This is a genomic window from Phenylobacterium sp. LjRoot219, assembly GCF_964252995.1.
Taxonomy (GTDB): Bacteria; Pseudomonadota; Alphaproteobacteria; order Caulobacterales; family Caulobacteraceae; genus Phenylobacterium.
Genome location: NZ_CAXUQI020000002.1, coordinates 709,646 through 731,048, shown reverse-complemented (window position 1 = coordinate 731,048; position 21,403 = coordinate 709,646). Strand labels below are relative to the sequence as shown.

Annotated in this window: 20 protein-coding genes; 12 read left to right on the top strand and 8 right to left on the bottom strand. The window is 67.5% G+C overall.

Annotation, left to right across the window (positions count from 1 at the left end; genetic code table 11):
* Positions 1–11 precede the first annotated feature (11 nt).
* The 6 genes from ACSQ14_RS21470 to ACSQ14_RS21445 all read right to left on the bottom strand — a co-directional run bounded on the left by ACSQ14_RS21470 (position 12) and on the right by ACSQ14_RS21445 (position 8,345).
* The gene (locus ACSQ14_RS21470; protein WP_436016305.1) at positions 12–1,469 is read right to left on the bottom strand and encodes an acyl-CoA reductase; all 1,458 of its coding nucleotides are present in this window, start codon (positions 1,467–1,469) and stop codon (positions 12–14) included.
* Positions 1,466–2,809 carry a hypothetical protein gene (locus tag ACSQ14_RS21465; RefSeq protein ID WP_436016303.1) on the bottom strand — a complete coding sequence of 448 codons (1,344 nt, stop codon included), beginning with the start codon at positions 2,807–2,809 and terminating at the stop codon, positions 1,466–1,468. Before ACSQ14_RS21465 ends, ACSQ14_RS21470 begins: the two co-directional genes overlap by 4 nt.
* A 374-nt stretch (positions 2,810–3,183) precedes the next feature.
* On the bottom strand, positions 3,184–4,188 hold the full coding sequence (locus ACSQ14_RS21460) for a hypothetical protein (RefSeq protein WP_436016301.1): 1,005 nt from the start codon (positions 4,186–4,188) through the stop codon (positions 3,184–3,186).
* Between the two features lie 11 nt (positions 4,189–4,199).
* On the bottom strand, positions 4,200–6,743 hold the full coding sequence (locus tag ACSQ14_RS21455; RefSeq protein ID WP_436016299.1) for a TonB-dependent receptor: 2,544 nt from the start codon (positions 6,741–6,743) through the stop codon (positions 4,200–4,202).
* 269 nt (positions 6,744–7,012) lie between these two features.
* Positions 7,013–7,618 carry a TetR/AcrR family transcriptional regulator gene (locus ACSQ14_RS21450; protein WP_436016297.1) on the bottom strand — a complete coding sequence of 202 codons (606 nt, stop codon included), beginning with the start codon at positions 7,616–7,618 and terminating at the stop codon, positions 7,013–7,015.
* A gap of 424 nt (positions 7,619–8,042) precedes the next feature.
* Positions 8,043–8,345 (bottom strand): DUF2339 domain-containing protein, encoded by a 303-nt coding sequence (locus tag ACSQ14_RS21445; protein WP_436016295.1) that lies wholly within the window; start codon positions 8,343–8,345, stop codon positions 8,043–8,045.
* 383 nt (positions 8,346–8,728) lie between these two features.
* On the opposite strand from ACSQ14_RS21445, the gene ACSQ14_RS21440 reads away from it, so the two are divergent.
* The 7 genes from ACSQ14_RS21440 to ACSQ14_RS21410 all read left to right on the top strand — a co-directional run bounded on the left by ACSQ14_RS21440 (position 8,729) and on the right by ACSQ14_RS21410 (position 15,380).
* Positions 8,729–8,917: a DUF3606 domain-containing protein gene (locus ACSQ14_RS21440; protein ID WP_436016293.1), complete on the top strand. Its 189-nt coding sequence runs from the start codon at positions 8,729–8,731 to the stop codon at positions 8,915–8,917.
* A 272-nt stretch (positions 8,918–9,189) separates the two neighbouring features.
* The gene (locus ACSQ14_RS21435; RefSeq protein WP_436016291.1) at positions 9,190–9,408 is read left to right on the top strand and encodes a hypothetical protein; all 219 of its coding nucleotides are present in this window, start codon (positions 9,190–9,192) and stop codon (positions 9,406–9,408) included.
* 2 nt (positions 9,409–9,410) lie between these two features.
* Positions 9,411–9,602, top strand: coding sequence for a hypothetical protein (locus ACSQ14_RS21430; RefSeq protein ID WP_436016289.1), 192 nt, complete (start codon positions 9,411–9,413; stop codon positions 9,600–9,602).
* Between the two features lie 179 nt (positions 9,603–9,781).
* The gene (locus ACSQ14_RS21425; RefSeq protein WP_436016287.1) at positions 9,782–10,498 is read left to right on the top strand and encodes a tetratricopeptide repeat protein; all 717 of its coding nucleotides are present in this window, start codon (positions 9,782–9,784) and stop codon (positions 10,496–10,498) included.
* Between the two features lie 52 nt (positions 10,499–10,550).
* Positions 10,551–13,370, top strand: a complete 2,820-nt coding sequence (locus tag ACSQ14_RS21420; protein WP_436016285.1) for a response regulator — start codon at positions 10,551–10,553, stop codon at positions 13,368–13,370.
* Positions 13,371–13,373: 3 nt separating this feature from the next.
* Positions 13,374–13,724, top strand: a complete 351-nt coding sequence (locus tag ACSQ14_RS21415) for an Hpt domain-containing protein (RefSeq protein WP_436016283.1) — start codon at positions 13,374–13,376, stop codon at positions 13,722–13,724.
* A 6-nt stretch (positions 13,725–13,730) separates the two neighbouring features.
* On the top strand, positions 13,731–15,380 hold the full coding sequence (locus ACSQ14_RS21410) for a Glu/Leu/Phe/Val dehydrogenase dimerization domain-containing protein (protein ID WP_436016281.1): 1,650 nt from the start codon (positions 13,731–13,733) through the stop codon (positions 15,378–15,380).
* Between the two features lie 186 nt (positions 15,381–15,566).
* On the opposite strand, the gene ACSQ14_RS21405 is transcribed toward ACSQ14_RS21410, so the two are convergent.
* Positions 15,567–16,088, bottom strand: a complete 522-nt coding sequence (locus tag ACSQ14_RS21405; RefSeq protein ID WP_436016279.1) for a PKD domain-containing protein — start codon at positions 16,086–16,088, stop codon at positions 15,567–15,569.
* Here ACSQ14_RS21405 and ACSQ14_RS21400 point away from each other — a divergent pair.
* Together ACSQ14_RS21400 and ACSQ14_RS21395 are read left to right on the top strand one after the other, a co-directional pair.
* A complete protein-coding gene (locus ACSQ14_RS21400) occupies positions 16,057–16,452 on the top strand; it encodes a hypothetical protein (RefSeq protein ID WP_436016277.1) in 396 nt (131 codons plus the stop codon). The two genes, ACSQ14_RS21405 and ACSQ14_RS21400, sit on opposite strands and share 32 nt — an antisense overlap.
* A 136-nt stretch (positions 16,453–16,588) precedes the next feature.
* The gene (locus ACSQ14_RS21395) at positions 16,589–16,840 is read left to right on the top strand and encodes a hypothetical protein (RefSeq protein WP_436016275.1); all 252 of its coding nucleotides are present in this window, start codon (positions 16,589–16,591) and stop codon (positions 16,838–16,840) included.
* Positions 16,841–17,065: 225 nt separating this feature from the next.
* Here ACSQ14_RS21395 and ACSQ14_RS21390 read toward each other — a convergent pair whose 3' ends face one another.
* Positions 17,066–18,037 carry a LysR substrate-binding domain-containing protein gene (locus ACSQ14_RS21390; RefSeq protein ID WP_436016273.1) on the bottom strand — a complete coding sequence of 324 codons (972 nt, stop codon included), beginning with the start codon at positions 18,035–18,037 and terminating at the stop codon, positions 17,066–17,068.
* A 172-nt stretch (positions 18,038–18,209) separates the two neighbouring features.
* Here ACSQ14_RS21390 and ACSQ14_RS21385 point away from each other — a divergent pair, with 172 nt between their 5' ends.
* From ACSQ14_RS21385 to ACSQ14_RS21375, 3 genes are all read left to right on the top strand, one after another.
* Positions 18,210–19,613 (top strand): aromatic ring-hydroxylating oxygenase subunit alpha, encoded by a 1,404-nt coding sequence (locus ACSQ14_RS21385; protein WP_436016271.1) that lies wholly within the window; start codon positions 18,210–18,212, stop codon positions 19,611–19,613.
* A gap of 123 nt (positions 19,614–19,736) precedes the next feature.
* Complete coding sequence (locus tag ACSQ14_RS21380) at positions 19,737–20,657, top strand: oxygenase MpaB family protein (protein ID WP_436016269.1); 921 nt, start codon at positions 19,737–19,739, stop codon at positions 20,655–20,657.
* Positions 20,658–20,840: 183 nt separating this feature from the next.
* The gene (locus tag ACSQ14_RS21375; RefSeq protein ID WP_436016267.1) at positions 20,841–21,275 is read left to right on the top strand and encodes a UrcA family protein; all 435 of its coding nucleotides are present in this window, start codon (positions 20,841–20,843) and stop codon (positions 21,273–21,275) included.
* The last annotated feature ends 128 nt before the right edge of the window (positions 21,276–21,403 follow it).

Below are 21,403 nucleotides of genomic sequence, written 5' to 3'. Positions count from 1 at the left end.
GGGTTTCGCGCTCAGGCGAGCCCCTCGGCGGCTGGACTGAACTCCGGATTGCCGGCCGCGACGGTGATGTCGTCGTCGCCCATCCAGTGGACGAGGCGCTGCAGCGGGTACATCGCGTCGTGCGGGCCGCCAAGGACGTGCTGGTTCGCCGTTCCCAGCCGGCAGACCCGCTGGCCGCCGGCGCTGGCCAGTCGGTCGCGCAGCTCCGCCTTCCGCTCGGGGGGCCAGACGCCGATCGTCTGGGTGGCGACGTTCACGTAACGGATCGCGTCCTCGAGCTTCTCGACCATCACCACGTTGGAGGTCTTGTTGCTCGGGTGGAAGTCGACCGGGTGATCGGAGAGCAGGACCAGGCCGCGGCCGTCGGTGCGGCCAAATACCTTCACCTCGTCGCCCATCGCCTGCATCACCTCGATCTCTTCGCGCGTCTCGACCGGCAGCAGCGGCGCGACCGCCGAGGCGAAGGTCCGGTCGACGCCGAGCCGCTCCACCAGCTTGGCGCAGAACTGCTCGACCTGCGGCCGGTCGCCCTCGACGAACACGAAGCGGCTGGCGAGGCAGGCCTCCTGGTTGAAGACCGTGGTGTCGGCGGCCGTCCGCTCGGCGGCCTCGGCGACGCCCTCGGCGCTGGCGAACGCCTCGTGGCCGATCATCGAGATCGAGGTCTTCGGGTCAAACGAGACCAGCTGGATGCCCGGGCCGAGGTACTTGATCACGTTGTTGATGGCGTCGCCGCCGCCCCAGGCGACGATCCGGTCGAAATACTGCGGGCGGTAGACCGTCCGCTCGACGCTCTCGTCGCCGCCGCGCCAGTAGATGGCGGACATCGAGCGCACCACCGGGTGGCTGGCGTCGATCTCGGCCATGGTGCGCAGCACCGCGACGCAGGTGAACGGGTCACTGGACGGCATCTTGAAGAGGTTCACCGCCTTCACCAGCGCGCCCTGGGCGATCGAGCTGATGCAGCCAGCCGGCGCATTGCCCGCCAGCATGTGGATCACCCGCGGCGGGAAGGCGCGGATCGCGCCGGTGTCGCCGTGGCGATCGGTGCGCGTAACCCAACGGTCGAGCGCCGCCGGGTCGGCGAAGTTGGACGCGATGCTGCCCTCGAGGATCTCGCGCGAGAGATAGTAGGGCGCGCTGAGGTAGAGGTTCTCGACGACCCGCCGCGGCAAGGGATTGGTGGCGGACAGCAGCTCGAGGCATTCGCGCATGTGCGGGTTGCGGGCGAGCGCCAGCCGCGCGCCGGTCTCGACGAGGAAGTCGATGATCTCGGCGAGCGGCGTATCGAGCAGCGGCGGCAGCTCCGCACGCGGCATGACGATGGCGTCCAGGTCGATCGCCGGGGTGACGAAATCAGCGCCGAGGTCGCGCGAGCGCACCTTGACGTCGGCGCCTTCGACGATCCGGCCGCGGATGAAGAAGGGCGCGGAGATGACCCGCCCCTCGGCTTCGTTCAGAGCGTTCATGCTTCACCTCGCACATAGGCGTCGATGGTGCCCGAGCAGCTGATCTTGTCGCCGCCCGCCAGGTCGGAATAGCGCGCGATCTCGGGCCCTACGGTCGGGCCGCGCTGACCGCAGGCGCACTTGCCGAAGCTGGCCGTGATCTTGTCGCCGGAGATCACGCCGCCCCAGCGGCCGTCCAGGGAGATGTCGAAGAAGGCGGCGCGGCCCTCAATCTCGCCGCCGCTCGCATCGAGCAGCGTCTCGCCCGGCTGGTCCAGCGGCAGCAGCATCACCCAGGGCGCGACGTGGTAGCGCCCGGCGCCGCACATCGGGAACGGCGTGTTGAGCTCCTGCATGCTGTAGAGGTGGTAGAGGCGTTGCGGCTGGGCGTTGAACGTCTCCAGCACGAACTCCTTGTAGTCCGGCGGCAGCACCGCGCCCTTCAGGCCGCCGCCGACCAGCATGGCGTTGTCGGCCTGGAAGTCCTTGGCGCCGTAGCCGCGTTCGCGGATCCCCTGGCAGATCTTGTAGAGGTTCGCCCACATGCCGGTGATCAGCAGCTTCTGACCGCGGCTGGCGATGAGTTCCTCGATCGCGGCCTCTAGCGCGCCATCGACGCTGGCCTGACGCGACTTGGACAGGTTCTCGAACGCCGCCACCTCGTTGGGCAGCGCGCTGCCGTCGGCGATCCGCCGGCGAAGCGCGACCATGGCGCTGACCTGGCCGACCGTGATCGGCTCGCCGGGCAGCTGGTAGAGGTTGTCCCAGGAGCTGAAGCTCTCGACCATCGCGGTGCGGATGACTTCATTGCGCACGATGTTGCTCATCGGGCCGAGACCGAACATCTTGCGGTCGCCCTTGGGCTTGACGTCGGTCGCCCAGCCGAACGCCTGGACATTGTTGACACCGGAGACGTCGAGGTCGGCCCGCGAACAGCTCAGCATCGCCGGCTTGCCAGTCGTGCCGCTTGAGCAGGTCACGAAATGGCCGGCCGGCTCCATCCGCTTCAGCCAGACGTCGATGTCAGCGACACCGTCGAGGTCGACGCCTTCGACTGGCTTAGTCGATACCGTAGCCAGCCATTTGCCCATGCGGTCCCAGCGGCCCTCGGTCAGCCAGCCTTCGGCGTAGCTTTTGTAGGCGGTGTGGGCGAACAGCAGCGGGACCAGGTCCGCGGCCTCGCCGATCGCCGTCAGGCCGGCGCTCTCAGCGCGGTTCTTCAGCAGCGGTATCGCCTCGCGTCGGCTGGCCAGACGCTCGTTCGCCGCTTCCAGTTGGACCGGCAGCAACTCCTCGTACGGGATGTCGTAGCGATCTTCCGCCGTCGCCAGTTTCAAGAGGCGCTCAATAGCCGAACCCATTCCACTACTCCGGTTTAACAATCGCGCCCCGCAGGGCGCATCTGAGGGCGCTGGTCAGCGCAACGCAGGCTGCATCAAATGCATTCTCGAATTTCTTCCCGACGCATGTGAGCGGCATTTGTGCCCTCGATCGGCTCATTACGTTACTTCCTATTACGTAATTACCGCATTGGTCAACGCGACACGAGGTTCGCTGCGCAAAAGAATGCATTTATCTGGAAGGAAGGCTCGACGGGCCGCCGGTGGAGCGCTCCAGGGGAATGCCGTGGGGTCAAAACCAATCGGTCAGAGCTTTGGAGAGTGCATCGGCCTTAAAAAAGTGGCCGAGCGACCATCGTCGCTCGGCTAAGGGGAGGACCGAGAGGGGGCAGCGGTTAGCGCATGCCCTTCTTGCGAACCGTCCAGTTCGGGTCGGTGCAGAGCTTGCAGTCAGCGCCCTCGAACGTGCGGGCGGCCTGGTGGTCGCCGCGCAGGCGCCATTCCAGCCAGTCTGTTGCGACCTGCGCGGCCGCCCCGCCATGAGGCTGCTGGAACGTTCCGCCGTGTCCGACATCGAGACTGCCGACAAAGATCGGGACCTTGTTGAGGTCCTCGAAGGCCTGTTGACCCCAAGGCCAGGCGACATCGCTCCTGCCGCCGAGAACTAACAGCACCGGCGTATGCAGCCCTTGCAGTCGCTCGCGGTGCATGAGCAATGGCGGGTTGTCCGGCAGGGGCGAATTGATGCCGCTGTTATGGATAATTACAGCCTTAATGCGGGGATCCTGCCCCATCAGGATCGCCAGCATGCCTCCACAACTATGGCCCGCGACCGCGACGGCGGATGGGTCGATCTGCTGGAAATAGGGACTTCCGGCCCGCCCGTGCTCGGCCAACGCCCAGTCCAGCGCGTCGCGCATGTCCGAAATGGTGGTCACCATGAAGCGCGGCGTCGGGGCGCCTGACGCCGTTCCCGGAGCCGTCAGCGGTTTCCCCGGAGCGATTACCAAGTAACCATGCGAGGCGATCTCCGCGAGGTGGGCGTAGGCGCTGGCGCCGTCGTTGCTGCATCCGCCGTTGCCCCAGATCAGCACCCCCAGCTTGCGGCGGCCGAGCCCCTGCAGGTTCGCGGGTCGATAGATGGTCGCGTCAGGCAACGCCAGGTCCGCCTCGAGCATCGCGGGAAACGGCCCGGAGCCCCTCAACGCAGCAGTCCCATTGGCCGCATCGAGGCGGGCGGCTGTCACGCGTTGCATGGCCGCGAGCGCCGCGAGGCCGTCGCCGGGCGGCGGCGTCGACGGCGCCTGCGCTGCAGCTGGCTGAACCGCGGCGGCGATGAGAATGCCTGCGACCGCCGCGGCTCTCCGGGCCGGCGAGTTGATGACCTTACGGGCCGCCATCCCCTTGCCCCTCAGCGTGCGCCGAACGCGTAGCGGACGAGCACGCCGATCTCGCGCCGCGGCGTGTAGCCGATCTGCTGGTATCCGGACGCGGGCCGGTTGAAGACCCCCGCGACGCCGCCCGAGGAGACTGGGGCGACAGGGTTGATAGAGAGGATCTGCTGGGTGTCGAAGATGTTGTTCGCGAACAGCGAAACTTCCCAGGCATTCTGTGGGTCACGGACGCCCGCGTAGAGGTTGAGCAGGCTGTAGTTGTCGATGACGACGCCTTGGCTCGCGTTCGGATTGTCCGGGTAGTAGACGAGGTTGCCGCGGACGAAGCCGTCGAGCTCGTTCGTGATCGGCGCGGCGTATTCCGACTGCAGCGTCAGGTTCCACCGCGGGGTGCGGGAAATCGATTCGCTGGATCGGCAGCGGGCGACCATTGTGCCGGCGTTGATGAAGTCCTGCGGCGTCGGGATGATGGTGTCGACGACGCCGTCGAAATTACCGTCGTTGCAAGGGATCAGAGCGTCGGCGAGCCTGGCCTTGGACCAGGTGAGGCCGAGGTTCACGTTCCACTGCGAATTGACCTGGAACGCGGCTTCGACGTCGACGCCGTCCACCTTGGCGTCAGCGTCGGCCGTGAACTCCGACGAGCTGACCGTGCTCGAGGCCGGGTTCGCCGGGTTGGTCACCGCCAGGTAGCGCGTCGATTGGGTCAGGAAAAAGTAGTTCTCAAATTTCTGGTGGAACAGCGCGACGTTCAGCCGGCCGCGCCGCTCCAGGAAGCTCGACTTGAAGCCGATCTCGTAGGTGGTCGACCGCTCGTCGCCATGGAAGACGAGATCCTCCATGCTGCCGAGGTCCGGGCCGCCCGCCTGCGTGCAGCAGGTCAGCGCGCTGGTGATGCCGATGGATGGCCCCGCCGAACGGAACGCCGTGCCAACGTTGCCGTAGAGCATGAAGTCCGGCGTGAATTTGTGCGACAGCGAGACGTTGTAGAGGAAGGGCGTGAACTTATCGCGCCGGTCGACGTCCTGCAGCGTCCGCCCCGGAATCGGCAGGTCGCAGACGCCAGCGTAGACCGGGCTCGCCACGGCGCCGGTAAGTTGCGGGCTGAGCGCGCCAAGCGCCGAACACGGCAGCCGGCCGCCGGTCGGATTGTTGAGCGCGTTGAAGCCGTTCTGCAGGTTGAGGCTGAAGGCGTCGTGCCGCTTGAACTCGATGTAACGCCCGCCGGCCGACAGCTCGGTCTCCTCGCCGAGGTGCGCGGTGATGTTGGCGAAGGCGGAATTCTCGATCGCCACCGGATCGATTTCGATGAGGGTTCGCAGGGTGTAGCGGTCTAGGGGACCCTGCACGACCGGAGCCCCGGGCGGACCGAACGCCCCGGTCAGGAACGAAGCGACGCCGCGGACCTCGGAATGCGACGACTCCCGGTCGTAGAATCCGCCGACCACATAGTCGAAGATGTCGAAGATGGACTCTTCAGAGCTCAGCCTCAGCTCATGTGAGAGCTCGTCGCTCTGGTTGAGCGTGTATTGGAAATACTCGTTCCCCGGCAGGACGTTCGCCACATCCTGCGGCGACTGCGCGGTCGCCAAGCCAGTTCGGTACGACCCCACATAGCTGAGCTTCTGGCCGGCGAACCGCCATTCGGCCTGCCCGACGAGGAACTGGCTCCGGCCCTTGCCGCTGTTGGGGCGGTCGGTGATCCCCAGCCGGTCGCCGGAGTCGAGCGCCGGACCGTTGAGCCCATTGCCGGGCCCGATGAGCTGGGCGAAACCTTGCGTCTCGTTCGTCAGCCGTTGGTAGGTCAAGGTCGCATTGAAGTTGGTAGTCGGCTCGAACCGGATCGTGCCGCGCACCACGTCCTGGCGGACGTAAGGATCGGCCGAGGAGTAGGCGCTTTTCACGCCGCTGCCGTCGCCATGATCCATCGACGCGGCCAGGCGAAACGCCAGAACATCCTGGATGATCGGTGCGCCGACCGCGCCTTGGGCGTTCATATGGCCGCGACCGGTCACGCTCATGTTCAGGTAACCGCCGACGTCGTCGAGGTCAGGGCGGCGCGTGGTGATGGTGATCGCCCCGGTCGGGGCCGAGCGTCCGCGGAGCGTGCCTTGCGGTCCCTTGAGCACCTCGATCTGTCCGATGTCGAACAGTGATTGGGTCACCTCCGGGCCACGGCCGGTCGGGGCGTCATTCAGGTAGAACTGGACGACCGGACTGGCGTTCGAGTTCAGGAAGGTGGGGACGCCGCGGATCGACGAACTCGATCCGAATCCGCCGCTGCCGGAAGACGAACTCTCGATGCTCACGCCGGGGACGACTTGCGCAATGTCCGCGGCGTTGTTGATGCGCAGCTTCTGGATGGTGTCGCTCGACACCGCGTTCACCGTCTGCGGCACCTCCTGCAGCGACTCGGTTCGCCGGCGGGCGGTGACGACGACTTCGTTGATCATTGTGCCGCCGGCTTCCGCCTGGGCCGGCGTAGGCGGCGCCTCCTGGGCGTAGGCGGGCGCGGCGATCGCCCCCATGGCGGCGCTCGCAAGCAGCAAGCCAAGCGGCATCGAATGCATTCTGGTGTTTCCCCCATGTATGTGAGGGGCCTATTAGATCGTCGGCCGCCTCTACTTACGTAACACCGTATTACGCATTTCTCGGCAGCGTCAATCGAAGCTGCGCTCAGATGATGCATTTTGATCGGTTTGGCCGAGGTCGTGCCGCTTCCGGGCGCGGATCCTTGAACCGACGCGGGCGTCGTCGAGCTGCAGTCGCGGGTTAGGGGCGCCCGGCGGACGCTCGGAGGGGGACGAGTTCTCGGAGGTGACGCGCGGAGTTAGTCGCGCGCGACCGGGTCAACGAGTTGAACGTCGACGGGTCGTCCCGTGGACCTGACGATCAGCGTGTCGATGAAGACTACGATGTTCTCGATCGGATAGTCGGCCGGCTGCCGCATCCACCAGGCAAGAATTTCGAACAGGCCGCTGACGATGAAGGAAGCGGCGAGCTCGACGGGTAACCACGGGTTTTGCCGCTCCCGGCTTTGCCCGATCTCCTCAGCGATACGCCTGAATTCCTCGCGCATGGCGGGGGCGGCGCCGCCGGTCAACAGCCGCGTCCAGAGCGAGCGATGCTCATGGATGTAATGGCACAGCGCCCTTATGGACTCGCCGCCCGTGCTGGAGTCGAACATTGGCGTCGTGAGCGCCAGCACCCGGCGGACTTCGTCCGTCGCAATGTCTTCGAGGAGCTGCTCCTTCGTCGCGTAGCGTCGGAAGAACACAGGGTAGCTCACCCCTGCATAGGCCGTGATGTCCCGGATGGAGATCTGATCGAACGAGCTTTCCTTGATCAGGGCGAGCAAAGCGGACTGCAGCGCTTGGCGCGAGCGCAGAGCTCGTGCGTCGTCAGGCCGCGACATTCGCTGTTTCGCTGTGCTCACGTCGCTCTCTTACACTCCGATGACGGCATTGGGAGCCGGCGTTTCATGCCCCCGTCAAATACGCCGTCTTTGGCGAGGCCGTTGCGCAGCAACCGGAAGCCTCCCTGTGACGTCCAGAGAACGTCCGCTCCCCCCGGCTGCACTGGATGCAGGCGCAGCCAGGCTGCATAAAACAAGCCTTGGCTACCACCCCGCGGCCGAGCGAAAGGTCAATTTCCTGCGTCGCGTTAATGCAGGGTTTAGACCCGTCGCGGAGCTTCGGCAGCCGCACCCAACCGCCCAGCCCTCGGAAGTCCGCTCTAGCGCTCGGGTCCGCGTGCGCGCTCGGCCAAGCGGCGCCAGGAACCGCACTTGGGTTGCCTCCCGGGAGTGGAAATTCGCGAATTCGAACGAACCGACGCGAGAGCACGGCCACGCCCGCCGATCAGGCCTCCTCCGACGGCCTGGAGCGGCGCCCGCGCAGACGCGGCGGCAGGGCGCCGCCACCAAGCCGGCGGACCATGACAGCGGCGGCGACGAGTAGCGCCCCCACCGCCAGGAACGACCCGGCCCGCACCACGCCTTCGAGCCGAGCCATGTCGAACAGGAAGATCTTGCCGGTCGTCGCCAGCAGTAACACTAGGCCGGCCGCGCGAAGGTCGTTTGACTGCCGGGCCACGCCATAGACCAGCAGCCCGAACCCGAGGACGCCCCAAGCCGCCGAGAGCGCCCAGGTCTCAAGGCTCATCTCCTGTAGCCCCACGCGCATACTACGACACGGCGACCCACGGCTCGTAACTGCCGCCTTTCTCGCTTCTTGGCTTGTAGGCCAGCCTCAAGCGCTCCGGGCTCGTGCATCCCCGCCGGCTTCATTCATACCTGCACAACGCGCTGTTCGTTAGTGGCCCGCGCCAGCGCCCGAGTTCCATCCCTAGCGGAACTCGGAACTTCCGCTCTGGCGGCCGATCCCGGGCTCCGCGCTCGGCTCAAGCTGCGCCGTTACGGAACTTCGAGCGGCCGCCAATTCCGGAAGTTGGCGGCGTCGCTAGCGGCCAGACCATGGGCCGCCTCTCGCCTAGTGGCGGAACCTTCATGGCGGCCGCCCTTTCCCTCCCTCCTAGGGAGGACGAGATGACTGACAACAAACAGCACGTCGGCGAGCCCGACCGCAGCAGGGTGTCCAGTTCGGAGGATTACGAACTCCGGCACTTCGCCAAGAAGCACCACATCAGCGTGCAGGAGGCGCGCGATCTGATCGCCAAGCACGGCAACAATCTCAAGGCACTCGCCGCCGCGGCGGAGCGGCTGAGGCGCCACTAGCCACCGCAGCGCTTGGCGCGCATTCGCCGCCGCGCCGGCCGCTTTTCACCCTCCCCTGCATTCGGAACTTCCGCTCGGTCGTGCGCCGGGCCCAGGCTGCGCGCTCGGCTCAAGCGACACGCCAGAAGCCGAACTTGCACCGTCTCCAGGAAGCGGACGTTCCGCGCCCTTCCTTCCAGTGGACGACAGTCGCCTCACCACAAGGTGCTAGATTAGCCTGAGGGTCGGGAGGCTTACGGCTGGCGAAGCCACAGCGCTGCAGGAGCGTGCCCGTGGAATTTCACGTCGAACAAACCATTCATGCCGCCCCGGCGGACGTCGCGCAGTCGATGTTTGATCCTGACCTCGAGGACCGCTGGACCGGCGGCAAGGCCGAGAAGCTCACGCCCGAGCCGATCGGCGTCGGCGCTCGTGTCCGGACGGCGGCATGCTCGGATTGCGCGGCGCCTTCGTCACAGAAGTCACCGAGTTCGAGCCAGAGCGCCGGTTAGCCATGGAAATCGTCGACGGGCCGGTGCGCGGCCTCGTGGTTTATCAGGTCTCCGCCACCTCGGGCGGAGCGATCGCGACCGTGCACGTCCGGAACAATCCCAAGCTGCCGATTCCGACCCTCCCCTGGGCTCACAAGCACCGAGTGCAGGAGAACCTCCACCGCCTGGCCGGGCTTGTGACGCACCCGCAGTAGCGTCGGGCTGGACGCCGCGGCATGGCGAAAAGCCAAGCATTTCCGGGGCGGTCGCGCTAAGATTGAGGTCCATTTTCTGGACCCAATCCGGCGCCGGGCGCGGGAGAGGCGTTATGGCAGGCCGAAGGCAGGCGAGGAGCCCTCCGCGGCCGGATTCGACGACCGGTCTGCACGGCGGCTTGCGTCCGCTCGGCCTCGCCGTCCTCATCGTGGTTCCAATCCTGGCGCTGTCGGCCGTCGCCAAGCCGCTGGACGACGCCCGGGCCGCCCAGCGGCGCGGCGACTACGCCACGGCCGCTCGCATCTACCGCAGCTTGGCGGATCAGGGCGACGTCGCCGCCCAGAACAGCCTGGGCGCGATGTACCTGAACGGTCAGAGCGGCAAGCGGAGCGACGCCGAGGCGATGAAGTGGTTCCGCCGGGCCGCGGCGCTGGGCTCGCCGGCGGCGCAGTTCAATCTGGCGGAGATGTACTTCAAGGGGCGCGGCGTCGACCCGGACCTGCTGCAGGCGGCGAAATGGTACAGCCGGGCCGCCGAGCAAGGGCACGCCCAGGCGCAGTTCACGCTGGCCGCCCTCTACCTCATTGGCGGGGGCGTGCCGAAGAACAGCCAGAAGGCCGCCTACTGGTTCGAGCGCGCCGCCGCCCAGGGTCACGGGGAAGCGCAGGCCGCCCTCGGCAAGATGTATGGCGCGGGCCAGGGCGTGCCGAAAAACCTGGTGACGGCCTACAAGTGGCTCGCCCTCTCCCGCGTCAACTCGCAGAGCGGCAAGACCCGCGTCGACGCCGACCGCTCGCTGCAACGCATCGCCGCCAGCATGACCCCCGCGCAGGTCGGCCAGGCGCAGCGCCAGGCCGGCGAGTGGCGGGCCACGCCGTCGAAGGTGCAGCAATGATCCGCGCGCCGCCCGCGCCCTGGCGTCCCCCGCTCGGCGGAGGGAGGCGATGATGCCGGCCAGGGTCGGACGCGCGTCGTCGCTCGTGGAGGCGCTCAGGAGCTTCGCCCAGCGCATGGCCTCGCTGCCGGCCCGCGGTGGGTATCGGTTCGTCGTCGTCGTCGGCCTGGCGAGCCTGTTGCTGACGGTGGGGGTCTGGCAGGGACTGCGCGTCGAGCAGCAGCGTTCCGTCGAGACGCAGTTCACGCTGGAGGCCGAGCAGCGGGCGGAGGCGATCAAGCGGCAATTTTCGTCGGAGACCGACGTCGTCACCGCCCTGCGGGCCTATTTTCGTGGCGCGGAGAACATCGACCAGCGCCAGTTCAACGCCTTCTCCTCGACCTTCCTGTCCGGCCTCTCGAGTATCGATTCCCTGCAGTGGATCCCCTATGTGCCCCAGGCTGAGCGCCGCGCCTGGGAAGCCAAGGGTGCGCGGCAGATCGCGCCAACCTACCGAATTACGCAGATGACGCCTGACGGGTCGCTCGCCGCCGCCAGCGCACGCGACGCCTATTTCCCGGTCTACTTCGCGCAATCGCCCTTCGGCGAGCAGGCCGAAGCGCTGGGCTTCGACTGGGGATCGGACCCGGCGGCGCGGGCTGCGCTGATGGCGGCGCGCGACACCGGCGAGGTCAACGCGGCCGCCCGCGTCCGGCTTCCAGGCGCGCAGGACGAAGAACCGCGCATCGCCGTCTTTGCGCCTGTCTATGACCGTGAGGAGTTGGCGACGACTGATGAGCGCCGCGCGCACCTGAAAGGCTTTGTCGCCGCGGTGCTCCGGATCGGCGACGTCGTTCAGGCGGCGACTGAGATGACGCCGCGCGAAGGGGTCGACGTCTATCTGCTGGAGTCCTCGGCGCCCGCCGGCAGGCGAGTGGTTCTGTCGTTGCCTGGCAGCGGCAAGACGCAGGCCCCAGGCGCGGCGCCCGGCCGCCCGTCCATGGGGGCGCCGCTCTTTCATTCGAGCTCGATCGTCATCGGCGACAGCGTCTTCACCATCTACACCGCGGCCACTGACGCCTTTGGCCGCAAGGGACTGGTCACCGCACCGACGATCGCGCTCACCGGCGGGCTCGCCGTCACGGCCATCCTGCTCGTCTATCTCGCCTCCCTGGCCACCCAGAGCGTCCGTACTGAGCACGTTGTCGATCAACGCACCGCCGAGCTGCGCAAGCTGCATAGCCGGCTGGAGGAGCGCACGCTGCAACTGGAGATGTCCGAACGCGACCTGCGGGCGGCGAAGGACAGGGCCGAAGAGGCGACCCGCGCGAAGAGCCTGTTCCTGGCCAACATGAGCCATGAGATCCGCACCCCGATGAACGGGGTGATCGGCGCGGCGGAGCTGCTCGGCGACACCGGTCTGACCCCGACGCAGAACGAATATCGCCACATGATCACCCAGTCGGCGAATGCACTGCTGCACCTGATCAACGACATCCTCGACTTCTCGAAGATCGAGGCTGGCCGCCTGGAACTGGAGTCTGTGGCGTTCGGGCTGCGCGACGAGCTCGCCGATGCGCTGCAGACCGTCGCCAGGCGGGCGACGGAAAAGGGCCTGGAGCTCGCCTGTCATGTGGCGCTGGAGGCTCCCGACGCCCTGGAGGGCGACCCGCACCGACTGCGCCAGGTGATCATCAACCTGGCCGGCAATGCCGTTCGCTTCACCGACAAGGGCGAGGTGGTCGTCGAGGTGGGCGTCGAGGCGAAGGGCGAACGCCTTGTGCGCCTGCGGTTCGGCGTCCGCGACACGGGGCCGGGCGTCGCCTCGGACAAGCGGCAAGTGATATTCGAAGCCTTCTCCCAGGCGGACTCCTCGTTCACCCGCCGGTACGGCGGCACCGGGCTGGGGCTTACGATCGCCTCGCAGCTCATCCAGCTGATGGGCGGCAAGCTGGAGCTGGAGAGCGAGGTCGGCAAGGGCAGCCTGTTTCACTTCTCCCTGCCCTTCGCGTTGGCCGAGGCGGCGGCCGCCCGACCGTCGCCCGACCGCTCGAAACTGGAAGGCCTTCCGGTGCTGGCGGTGGACGACAACGAGACCAGCCGGCGCATTCTCGCCGAGATGCTGCGGGGCTGGGGCATGAAGCCCAGGACGGCGGACAGCGGCCCCGAGGCGCTCGCGGCGATGAAGAGCGCCGCCGCCGCCGGCCAGCCGTTCCGCCTCGTGCTGCTGGACGTGATGATGCCCGAGATGGACGGCTTCGCCGTCGTCGAAGAGATGGGGCGCCGGCGGGACCTTGGCGAGCCCGCGGTGATCATCCTGTCCTCGGCGCACAAGGATGAGGCGGCCCGGCGCGCCAAGGCGCCGAAGGTCGGCGCGTTCCTGCTGAAGCCGATCCGTCCGTCGGAGCTCCTGCAGTCGATCTTCGAAGTGCTCGGCGTGACGGCGGAAGAGCAGCTTCCCGCTGCCGAGCCGCCCAGCGCGCCGGCCTCGCTTAAGGTGCTGGTCGCCGAAGACAATGCGATCAACCAGCGCCTCGCACTGCGGCTGCTCGAGCGGCGCGGCCATCGGCCCGAGATCGTCGACGACGGCGCCAAGGCGGTCGAGGCGGTGGCGCGCGACAGCTTCGACGTGGTCCTGATGGACGTCCAGATGCCTGGCATGGACGGCTTTCAAGCGACCGCCGCCATCCGCGACCGGGAAAAGGCGACCGGCGGCCACGTCCCGATCATCGCCATGACGGCGCACGCGATGAGCGGCGACCGCGAGCGCTGCCTAGCCGCCGGCATGGATGGCTATGTGTCGAAACCGCTGCGGGCCGAGGACTTCTATGCGGTCGTGGAGAGCCGAGGCAGAGCGCGAGCGCAGACCAACGACGAGGAAGAAAGGGAGTGAGTCATGGCGACGCTCCTCGACTGGGAAAGGGCGCTCGAGAACACCGACGGCAGTGAGGATCTGCTGATCGAGCTGGCCGAAATGTTCATCGAGGAATGCCCCGAGATGATGCGCGCGGTCCGGACAGCCATCGACGCCGACGACGCCCCGGCCCTGCAGCGGGCGGCGCACACCCTGAAGGGCTCAGTCCGCATCTTCGCGATGGCGCCCGCTGTCGAAGCGGCCCGGCGCCTGGAAGAGATGGGCGCAGCGGGCGACCTGTCCGACGCCGACGCCGACTGGAACGCCCTGCGCCTCGAGATCGACCGCCTGACGGCGGCGCTGGCCGAGAAGACCAGCCGAGCGATGGAATGACGCGCCATGGCCAGCCAGACCCTCACCGTCCTCCTGGTCGAAGACAATCCGCTCTATGCGCGCCTGATCCAGCGCCTGCTCGGCCGCTCCGAGCACCCGGCGTTCGACGTCGTCGCGGTCGGCACGCTCGCCAAGGCTGTGGAGCGCCTGACACTCGGCGCCGTCGACGTCGTGCTGCTCGACCTGATGCTGCCCGACAGCTCGGCGCTGGACACCTTCTTCCGCATCCGCGCGCACGCGGCCGAGACGCCGATCATTGTCCAGACCGCGCTCGACGACGTCACCCTGGCGTCCCGCGCGGTCGAAGGCGGCGCGCAGGACTACCTGCTGAAGGACCGCATCAACGGCGCCTCGCTGCTCCGCTCGATCCACTACGCCGTGGAGCGGGCCCGCGCCCGGGGCGCCGAGTGGCATTCGGCGATGTTCCACCTGGCGCAGCAGCAGTTCCTCAAGGCCGCCTACATCGCCGGCCTGGACGACAATATCCGCCAACGGCTGCTGTTTCCCGAACGCTCCCAGATCGCCGCCCTGCCCTTCAAGCGGGACCAGGGCAATCAGGTGGAGACGGTCTTCGCCTATCGCGTGCAGCATGTGCTGACGATGGGCCCAACCAAAGGCGGCATTCGCTATCACCCGGACGTCGACCTGGGCGAGGTCGCGGCGCTGGCGATGTGGATGACCTGGAAATGCGCCCTGACGAACCTGCCCTACGGCGGCGCGAAGGGCGGCGTCCGGGTCGACCCGACCACGCTCAGCCCGGCCGAGCTCGAGCGGCTAACCCGGCGCTACACCTCCGAATTCATCGGCATCATCGGCCCGGACAAGGACGTCCCCGCCCCCGACATGGGCACCGACGCCCAGGTCATGGCCTGGATCATGGACACCTACAGCCAGCATGTCGGCTATTCGGTGCCCTCGGTCGTCACGGGCAAGCCGATCGTGCTGGGCGGCTCGCTGGGGCGCAACGAGGCCACCGGCCGGGGCCTCGTCTATCTGATCGAGCACGCCTGCAGAAGCCTGGGCTTCGCGCTCAACGGCGCGACGGCGGTCGTGCAGGGCTTCGGCAATGTCGGATCGCACGCGGCGACCTTCCTGGCGGAAAGCGGCGCCAAGGTGATCGCGGTCAGCGACGTGGCGACGGCGCTCTACAATCCGCAAGGGCTGCCGATCGACAAGCTCAGGGATTACGTCCGCGAGCACCGCCTGCTGGCGGACTGCCCATATGGCGAAGCGATCAGCAACCGTGAGCTGCTCGAGCTGGAGTGCGACGTCCTCGCCCCCTGCGCGCTGCAGAACCAGATCACCGCCGAGAACGCCGGCAAGCTGAAGTGCAGGATCCTGGCGGAAGGCGCCAACGGGCCGACCACGCTCGAAGCCGACGAGATCCTGAAGGAACGCGGCGTCGTGCTGCTGCCGGACATCCTCGCCAACGCCGGCGGCGTCGTCGTCTCCTACTTCGAGTGGGTGCAGGGGCTGCAGAACCTGATGTGGCCGCTCGAGGAGATCAACGAGCGCATGCGCAACATCCTTACCGACGCTATGACCCGCACGCAGCGGCGCGCGGAGGCGGACAAGCTCGACATGCGCACCGCCGCCATGATCGAGGCCCTCAACCGTGTGGGCTCCGCCAACTTGCTGCGCGGTCTTTTTCCGTAATCGCCTGGGCGTCCGCGCAACGCCAATGCCCGCCATCGGAAGTTCGCGCCGACAGCAGAGGCGCTTCATCCATCCCACTCGGATGAACGCGGCGAGCGCCACCAGAAGCTTGTTCCGTCTTGCCATCTCCGTCCCGCCATGGTCACGCCGCCCATCGAGCCGCCGTCGCGTCCCGCTAGTCGATCGTCACCGCACCACGACGCGCACGCGGCCGAGGTTGGGGATCGGCGCATTCGGCGGCTTGGCGCCACCGTCACGCTCGGACGTGCCGCGCAGCGCCGGGAAGTAGGTCCCGGGTTTGGTGTAGCGATGGGTGACCGTGACAGTCGCCTGGCGCGCGCCGGGCTTCACCGAGGACTTGGTGGCGTAGCCGCTGCCGTCGAAATCCCACTCTGCGGAGACGACCGATCCCGCACCGGGCGGCACTTCGATCGTGCCGCTAAAGGTGACGGGCTCGCCCACCTTCACCTCCGTCCGCTCGCCTCCGTTAGCCTTGAGCGTCACCACTGGCTGAATGCCCTTGCGCTCGGCCGCGCTCGGCGGGACGACCACCTGCCCGTCGACAACGCGATAGACGGTCGAGGCCGGCGGCTTCACGTCGGATTTCAGCCAGTTCGACAGGTCCAGCAGCGCCTGAACGAGCGCACCGCCGTAGTTCACAGTGCGGGTGGACAGCGTGATCAGGATGTTCGCGGGCCCCGGGATCAAGGATGCGACGCTCGTCGGATTCCGGGACGGCGGCGCGGGCCGGATCAACAATTTCCACGTGACCGGCGATCGCGCCGCCTACGAGAAGGTCTCCGCGGTACTCCAGAAAGGCACGGTGACGGCCGGCGGCCTGTCGCGGCTGGCGCAGGCCGACCGCAAGCTCTTATGGTACCACAACCTTAGCGACGAGGCGCTGACGCCGTTCATGTCGATCGCGCGCTACAAGCAGCTCGCCTCTGCGCATGGCGGCTACGCCAAGCTGCAGGAAAACATCCGGCTGCTTGCCCTGCCTGGCACCGGGCATTGCGGCATGAGTGGGGTCGGCCCGGCGAATTTAGCCGGCGGAGCAGCTTCGCCTGGATGAACCCGGTATCTGAGCGATCGGCGGCGTGGGCAGAGGCGTCGGGCCGGGCTGTTGCTCGCGCGTTCAACGCGGGTTCACCTTCGCCATCGGATGCTGGCGCCAAGAACGACACGAGGCAGGCAAAGGGGTGGCCGTGATGCCGGTGTACAAGCTCTATGTTCTGAGCGCCGCGGGTGACGTATCCGACTGCTACGACCTTGTGGGCTGCCCAGATGACGCCCGCGCGATCGCCATGAGCTCGTCACGAGCCCGCACGCGCACGATGGAGCTCTGGTTGCGCGATCGGCTGGTCCAGAGCTTTCCCGCGGCAACAAACAGGTCGCGATCGGAACAGCCCACCTCCATCGCCGAGCCGGAGCTCGGACGGTCGCCTTCGCAGCCGATCTGAGCCGAACTAACGGGCCATGGCGCCTTGCCCGCGCCGCGCTGGTTCAAGAGCGCCGCCGTATGGTGGTTCTGAGCGTCCGCGCCGCCCTCGGGTCACCCGGCTTCCGCCGGGGTCCCGTCGGCCGAGGCGTCCTCCGGCTCAACTGGCGCAAGACCGTCGCTAACTCATAGTGGATCGACTCGGGAGGCATGTAGCCGAACGACCCATAAGGCCCTTCCGATCGCCCTACGCGACGGCGGTAGGCGGCCCTTCCATCGACTTCATCCGCTCGCCGAGAAACTCGCGGAGGGTCGCGATGCGCGGGGTCGACCAGCGGTCGTCTCGGGCGACGAACTTGTAGCCGCCGATGGCTCGGGTTGTAGCCCCTTCAACGGACAGCTCGACGAGGGCGCCGTGTTCCAGGTCACGCTGGAAGAAGAAGCGGCTGCCCAACGCCAGGCCTCGCCCCAGGCGGGCCGATTCAAGGGCCATATGCGGGTGCCAGCAAAGCTCCCCGGGCAGCGGGTCGGGCGGATCGACGCCATTGGCGATCAGCCACATGCGCCAGTCTCCCGTATGGGCGCCGTGCAGCAAGGGCGCATTCAGCAGATCGGCCACGCTCCGGACCCACGATAGCTCCGCAGCCAGGTCTGGGCTCGCCACCACGAGCAACGGGAGCTGCGCCAGGACATGCCCTTTCAGGCCGCGTTCCGTTTCATGGAGATCGTCGCCGAAGTGCTTGAAGATATTGGCGTCCGCCTCGAAGTGATGGAGGTTCGCCGGGACGTCGCTCGGCCGCAGCTCGATGGGCATATCCGGATGCCGCCGTTCGAATTCCACGATCTGCTTGGCGAGCCATTCGATAGAAAGCGCCTGAGAGCACCAGAGCCGTAAGGGGCGCTGAGCTTCGCCATCGAGCACATCGTGGGTGGCCTGGGCGATCTCCCCGATCGCCGCCGAGATGCGGGCGTGGAAGCGCGAGCCCTCCTCCGTCAGGGCAAGGCCCTTCGCGGACCGCTTCAGCAAGGGCGCGCCGAGCCAGGCTTCCAGCTGCGACACTTGCCGGCTGACCACGCTGTGATGCACGCCAAGCGCCTGCGCGGCCTTCCGGACACCGCCGAGCCGGATGAGCGCCTCGAAGGCGCGCAGCGCGGCGAAGGGCGGCAGCTGCCGCTCCCGATCGGCGCGCGCGCCATGAACCTCTGTCTTGCCGACCATGCCGTCCAGGCTCAGCTGATGGATCGCACTGTGCGCTCAATGGTGCATTGTATGCACCACCATCGCAAGCTTTGCGCCTCCCCCGCCCCTCCACCGTGCGCCCATGATCCCACGCAGAACCAGCCGTAATGCCGAGAAACGCTGGGCTGAACGGACCATTGTGGAGGACATCGTGAACAAGCCGGTCGAGATCAACATCGATGAACCGGTCCAGATCACCGCTGAGGATCTGGCTGAAACCTTGACCTATCCGGTGACGGCTTTCCTCTCGAAGGAATACGCCGAGGCCGAGAAGGAACGGCTGTGGCCGAAGGTGTGGCAGCACGCCGGCCGGGTCGAAGAGCTTCCCGAGGTCGGCGACTTCCTGACCTACGAGATCGGCGACGACTCCATCATCGTCGTCCGCACCGCGCCTGATGCGTTCAAGGCGTTTCACAACGTCTGCGCCCACCGCGGTCGGCGGCTGATCGACACCCCGCCCGGCGCGCACAGCGCCACTGGCTCGAAGCACCGCTTCGTCTGCGGCTTCCACGGCTGGACCTACGACCTGGACGGCAAGAACACCTTCATCCTCGACCAGGAGGACTGGAAGGGCGGGCTGAACCAGGACTGCACCTCGCTGACGCCGGTGAAGGTCGACACCTGGGGCGGCTGGCTGTGGATCAACATGGACCTCGAGTCCGTGTCGCTGCAGGAGTACCTCGGCGACGTCATCCGGGTCCTGGGCCCGTTCCAGTTCGAGAAGATGCGCTACAAGTGGCGCCAGTGGGTGGTCTTCGACTGCAACTGGAAGACCGCGATCGAGGCCTTCATGGAGCCCTACCACGTGGCGGGCACCCACACCCAGATGCTCGAGCACGGCCAGTACTACGCCTACTCCAAGGCCTACGGCCTGCACGGGGTCAGCGGCTTCGACGAGCGCGATCCGGCGCTGAAGATGAAGCAGAGCGGCACGATCACCCGGGCGGGAAAGGGCGCCGACCCGCGGGTCTCGACCTACAACCTGCAGAACGAGATCTACACCACGGTCAACAACGCCTCGACGACCGAGACCCTGGTCAACGCCGCCAAGCGGCTGGTCGACGAACTGCCGGAAGGCACGGCGGCGGCGGACGTGATCAAGCACTGGCTGGCCCAGGCGCGCGCCGACGACGCCGCGCGCGGGGTGATCTGGCCGACGATCACCCCGGACCAGATGGCCGAGGCGGGCCTGGCCTGGAGCGTCTTTCCGAACATGGGGATCCTGCAGGGGATCACCTTCGCGCTCTGCTACCGGGTGCGGCCGTGCGGCGACGATCCGGACAAGTGCATCTTCGAGTCCTACGCCATCGAGCGCTTCCCGGAAGGCCAGGAGCCGAAGACCGCGTGGGTCTACGCCGAACCGACCGGCGAGAAGTGGGGCATGGTGCTGGCCCAGGACTTCACAAACATGGCGGCGGTGCAGAAGGGCATGAAGTCGCGCGGCTTCAAAGGCTGCCTGCCGAACCCGCACCAGGAGCGAAAGGTGACCAACGCCCACCGCAACCTGGCGGCCTTCATGGGCATGGGTTCGCCGCAGCGTCTGACGGACCGATAAGGCGCGTCTACCGGGCGCTTTGACCGCCGCGGATCGTGACACCGCGGCGGTCGGCGCTTGGTTTCCGGCCCGTCTCGACGCGAGCGGTTCCGCATGGGTCCGCAAGCGCTATCTTTATGCTCCATGACGCCCCACCCGCAGTTCGGCCCGTCGTCACTCCGACAGGCCATCGTTCTCCAGGTTCGCCAAATCGTCGGCGGCACCGGCGACGACACGATCGAGCGCAATCGCCAGGACACCGGCTTCTTCGGCCCCGAAAGCGTCTGCTGGAAGGTGCACGGCGACCTCGCCAGCATGATGGTGGGCGGAATCACCGCCCTTCTGGTGCAGATGCTGCATCCCGGCGCGCTGGCCGGGGTGTGGGACCACACCGACTTCCGGCATGACATGGCGGGCCGGCTCAAGCGGACCGCCCACTTCATCGCCGGCACCACCTATGGCGACCGGGCCGAGGCGCAAGCCTACATCGCCCGGGTCCGCGCCATCCACGCGCGGGTCGCCGGCACGCTTGCCGACGGGACGCCCTATTCCGCCGACGATCCCGAGCTGCTGACCTGGGTCCACGTCGCCGAGGTCAGCTCCTTCCTGGCGGCCTATGTCCGCTACGTCGATCCAGCCTTGCCGCCGGACGAGCAGGATCGCTATTTCCGCGAGACCGCCGAGATCGCCAGGCGTCTCGGATCCCAGGGCGTTCCGCAGAGCCGCGCCGAGATTGCGGCCTACTTCCGCGCTACGCGCCCGAAGCTCCGCTACGATGAGCGCACCCGCGAAGTCGCCCTCGCGCTCCTGTCCCAGCGCCCGCCCAGCGCCGCGGTCGCCCCGGCCATGTCCCTCGCGTTCGACGCGGCCAAGGAGCTTCTGCCGGACTGGGCCGCAGAGATGCACGGCTTTCGCTTGTCCGCGCCCCGCCGCGCCGCGGCGCGGCTCGGTGTCCAGACGCTCGGTCGCACCCTGCGCTGGGCGCTCATCAACAGCGCCGAGGCGCGCGCCAGGCGGCGCGCGGAACAGCTGGCGCGCGAGGAGCGTCCCGCGCAGGACGCGTAACGCGGCGCCGCTGGTCGGCCTCGGCTCAGAACGCCTCGATGCGGGCCGATCCGCGAATTGACGGCGATTTAGCGCGGTTCTCACGCGCGGCTCACGCCGCGCTGACGCGGCCCGGCGCATTCCTGACGCGCCGCCCGATGGCTTCGCCGCGGCATGTGTTCGATCCCTTTCTGGAGAGTGACCATGCTCAACCTTGCGAGACATATGCCGTTCGCGCCGCTTGGCGCCGTCTGCGCCCTCGCCGTCCTCACCGCCGGCGCGCCTGCGTCGGCTCAGGAAGGCGTGGAGGAATTCACCGTCATCGGCTCGAGCCAGCAGGTGGACGTTCGCCGCATCTCGGCGAGCGTCAACTTCCAGGACCTGGACCTGACGACCAAGCAGGGCCGCGATCAGTTCAACCAGCGGATCTGGCGCACCGCCGGCGAGCTCTGCGACCGGTTGGGCGAACCCAATTACGCGGTCGGCATGGCGTTCGCCTGCCAGGACAAGGCTTTCGAGGCCGCCGCGCCTTCGCGGCGGAAGGCCATCAAGCAGGCGCAGCTGCGCGTCGCCGGCGCCGCGCCGGCCACGACAATCACCATCCAGATGGCGACCAACGCCAAGGCGCCCGCGCGCTGACCACTGGCGAGCAGATCCGGCGGGCTCTCTGAGCAGAGCCCGCCGCGCACCTGATTGCGCGCCCAACTCGCCTTGTGATCATTGCCTGCCCCGCGGCCACAACTAAAGTAACAGCGTTAGCTGAGCGG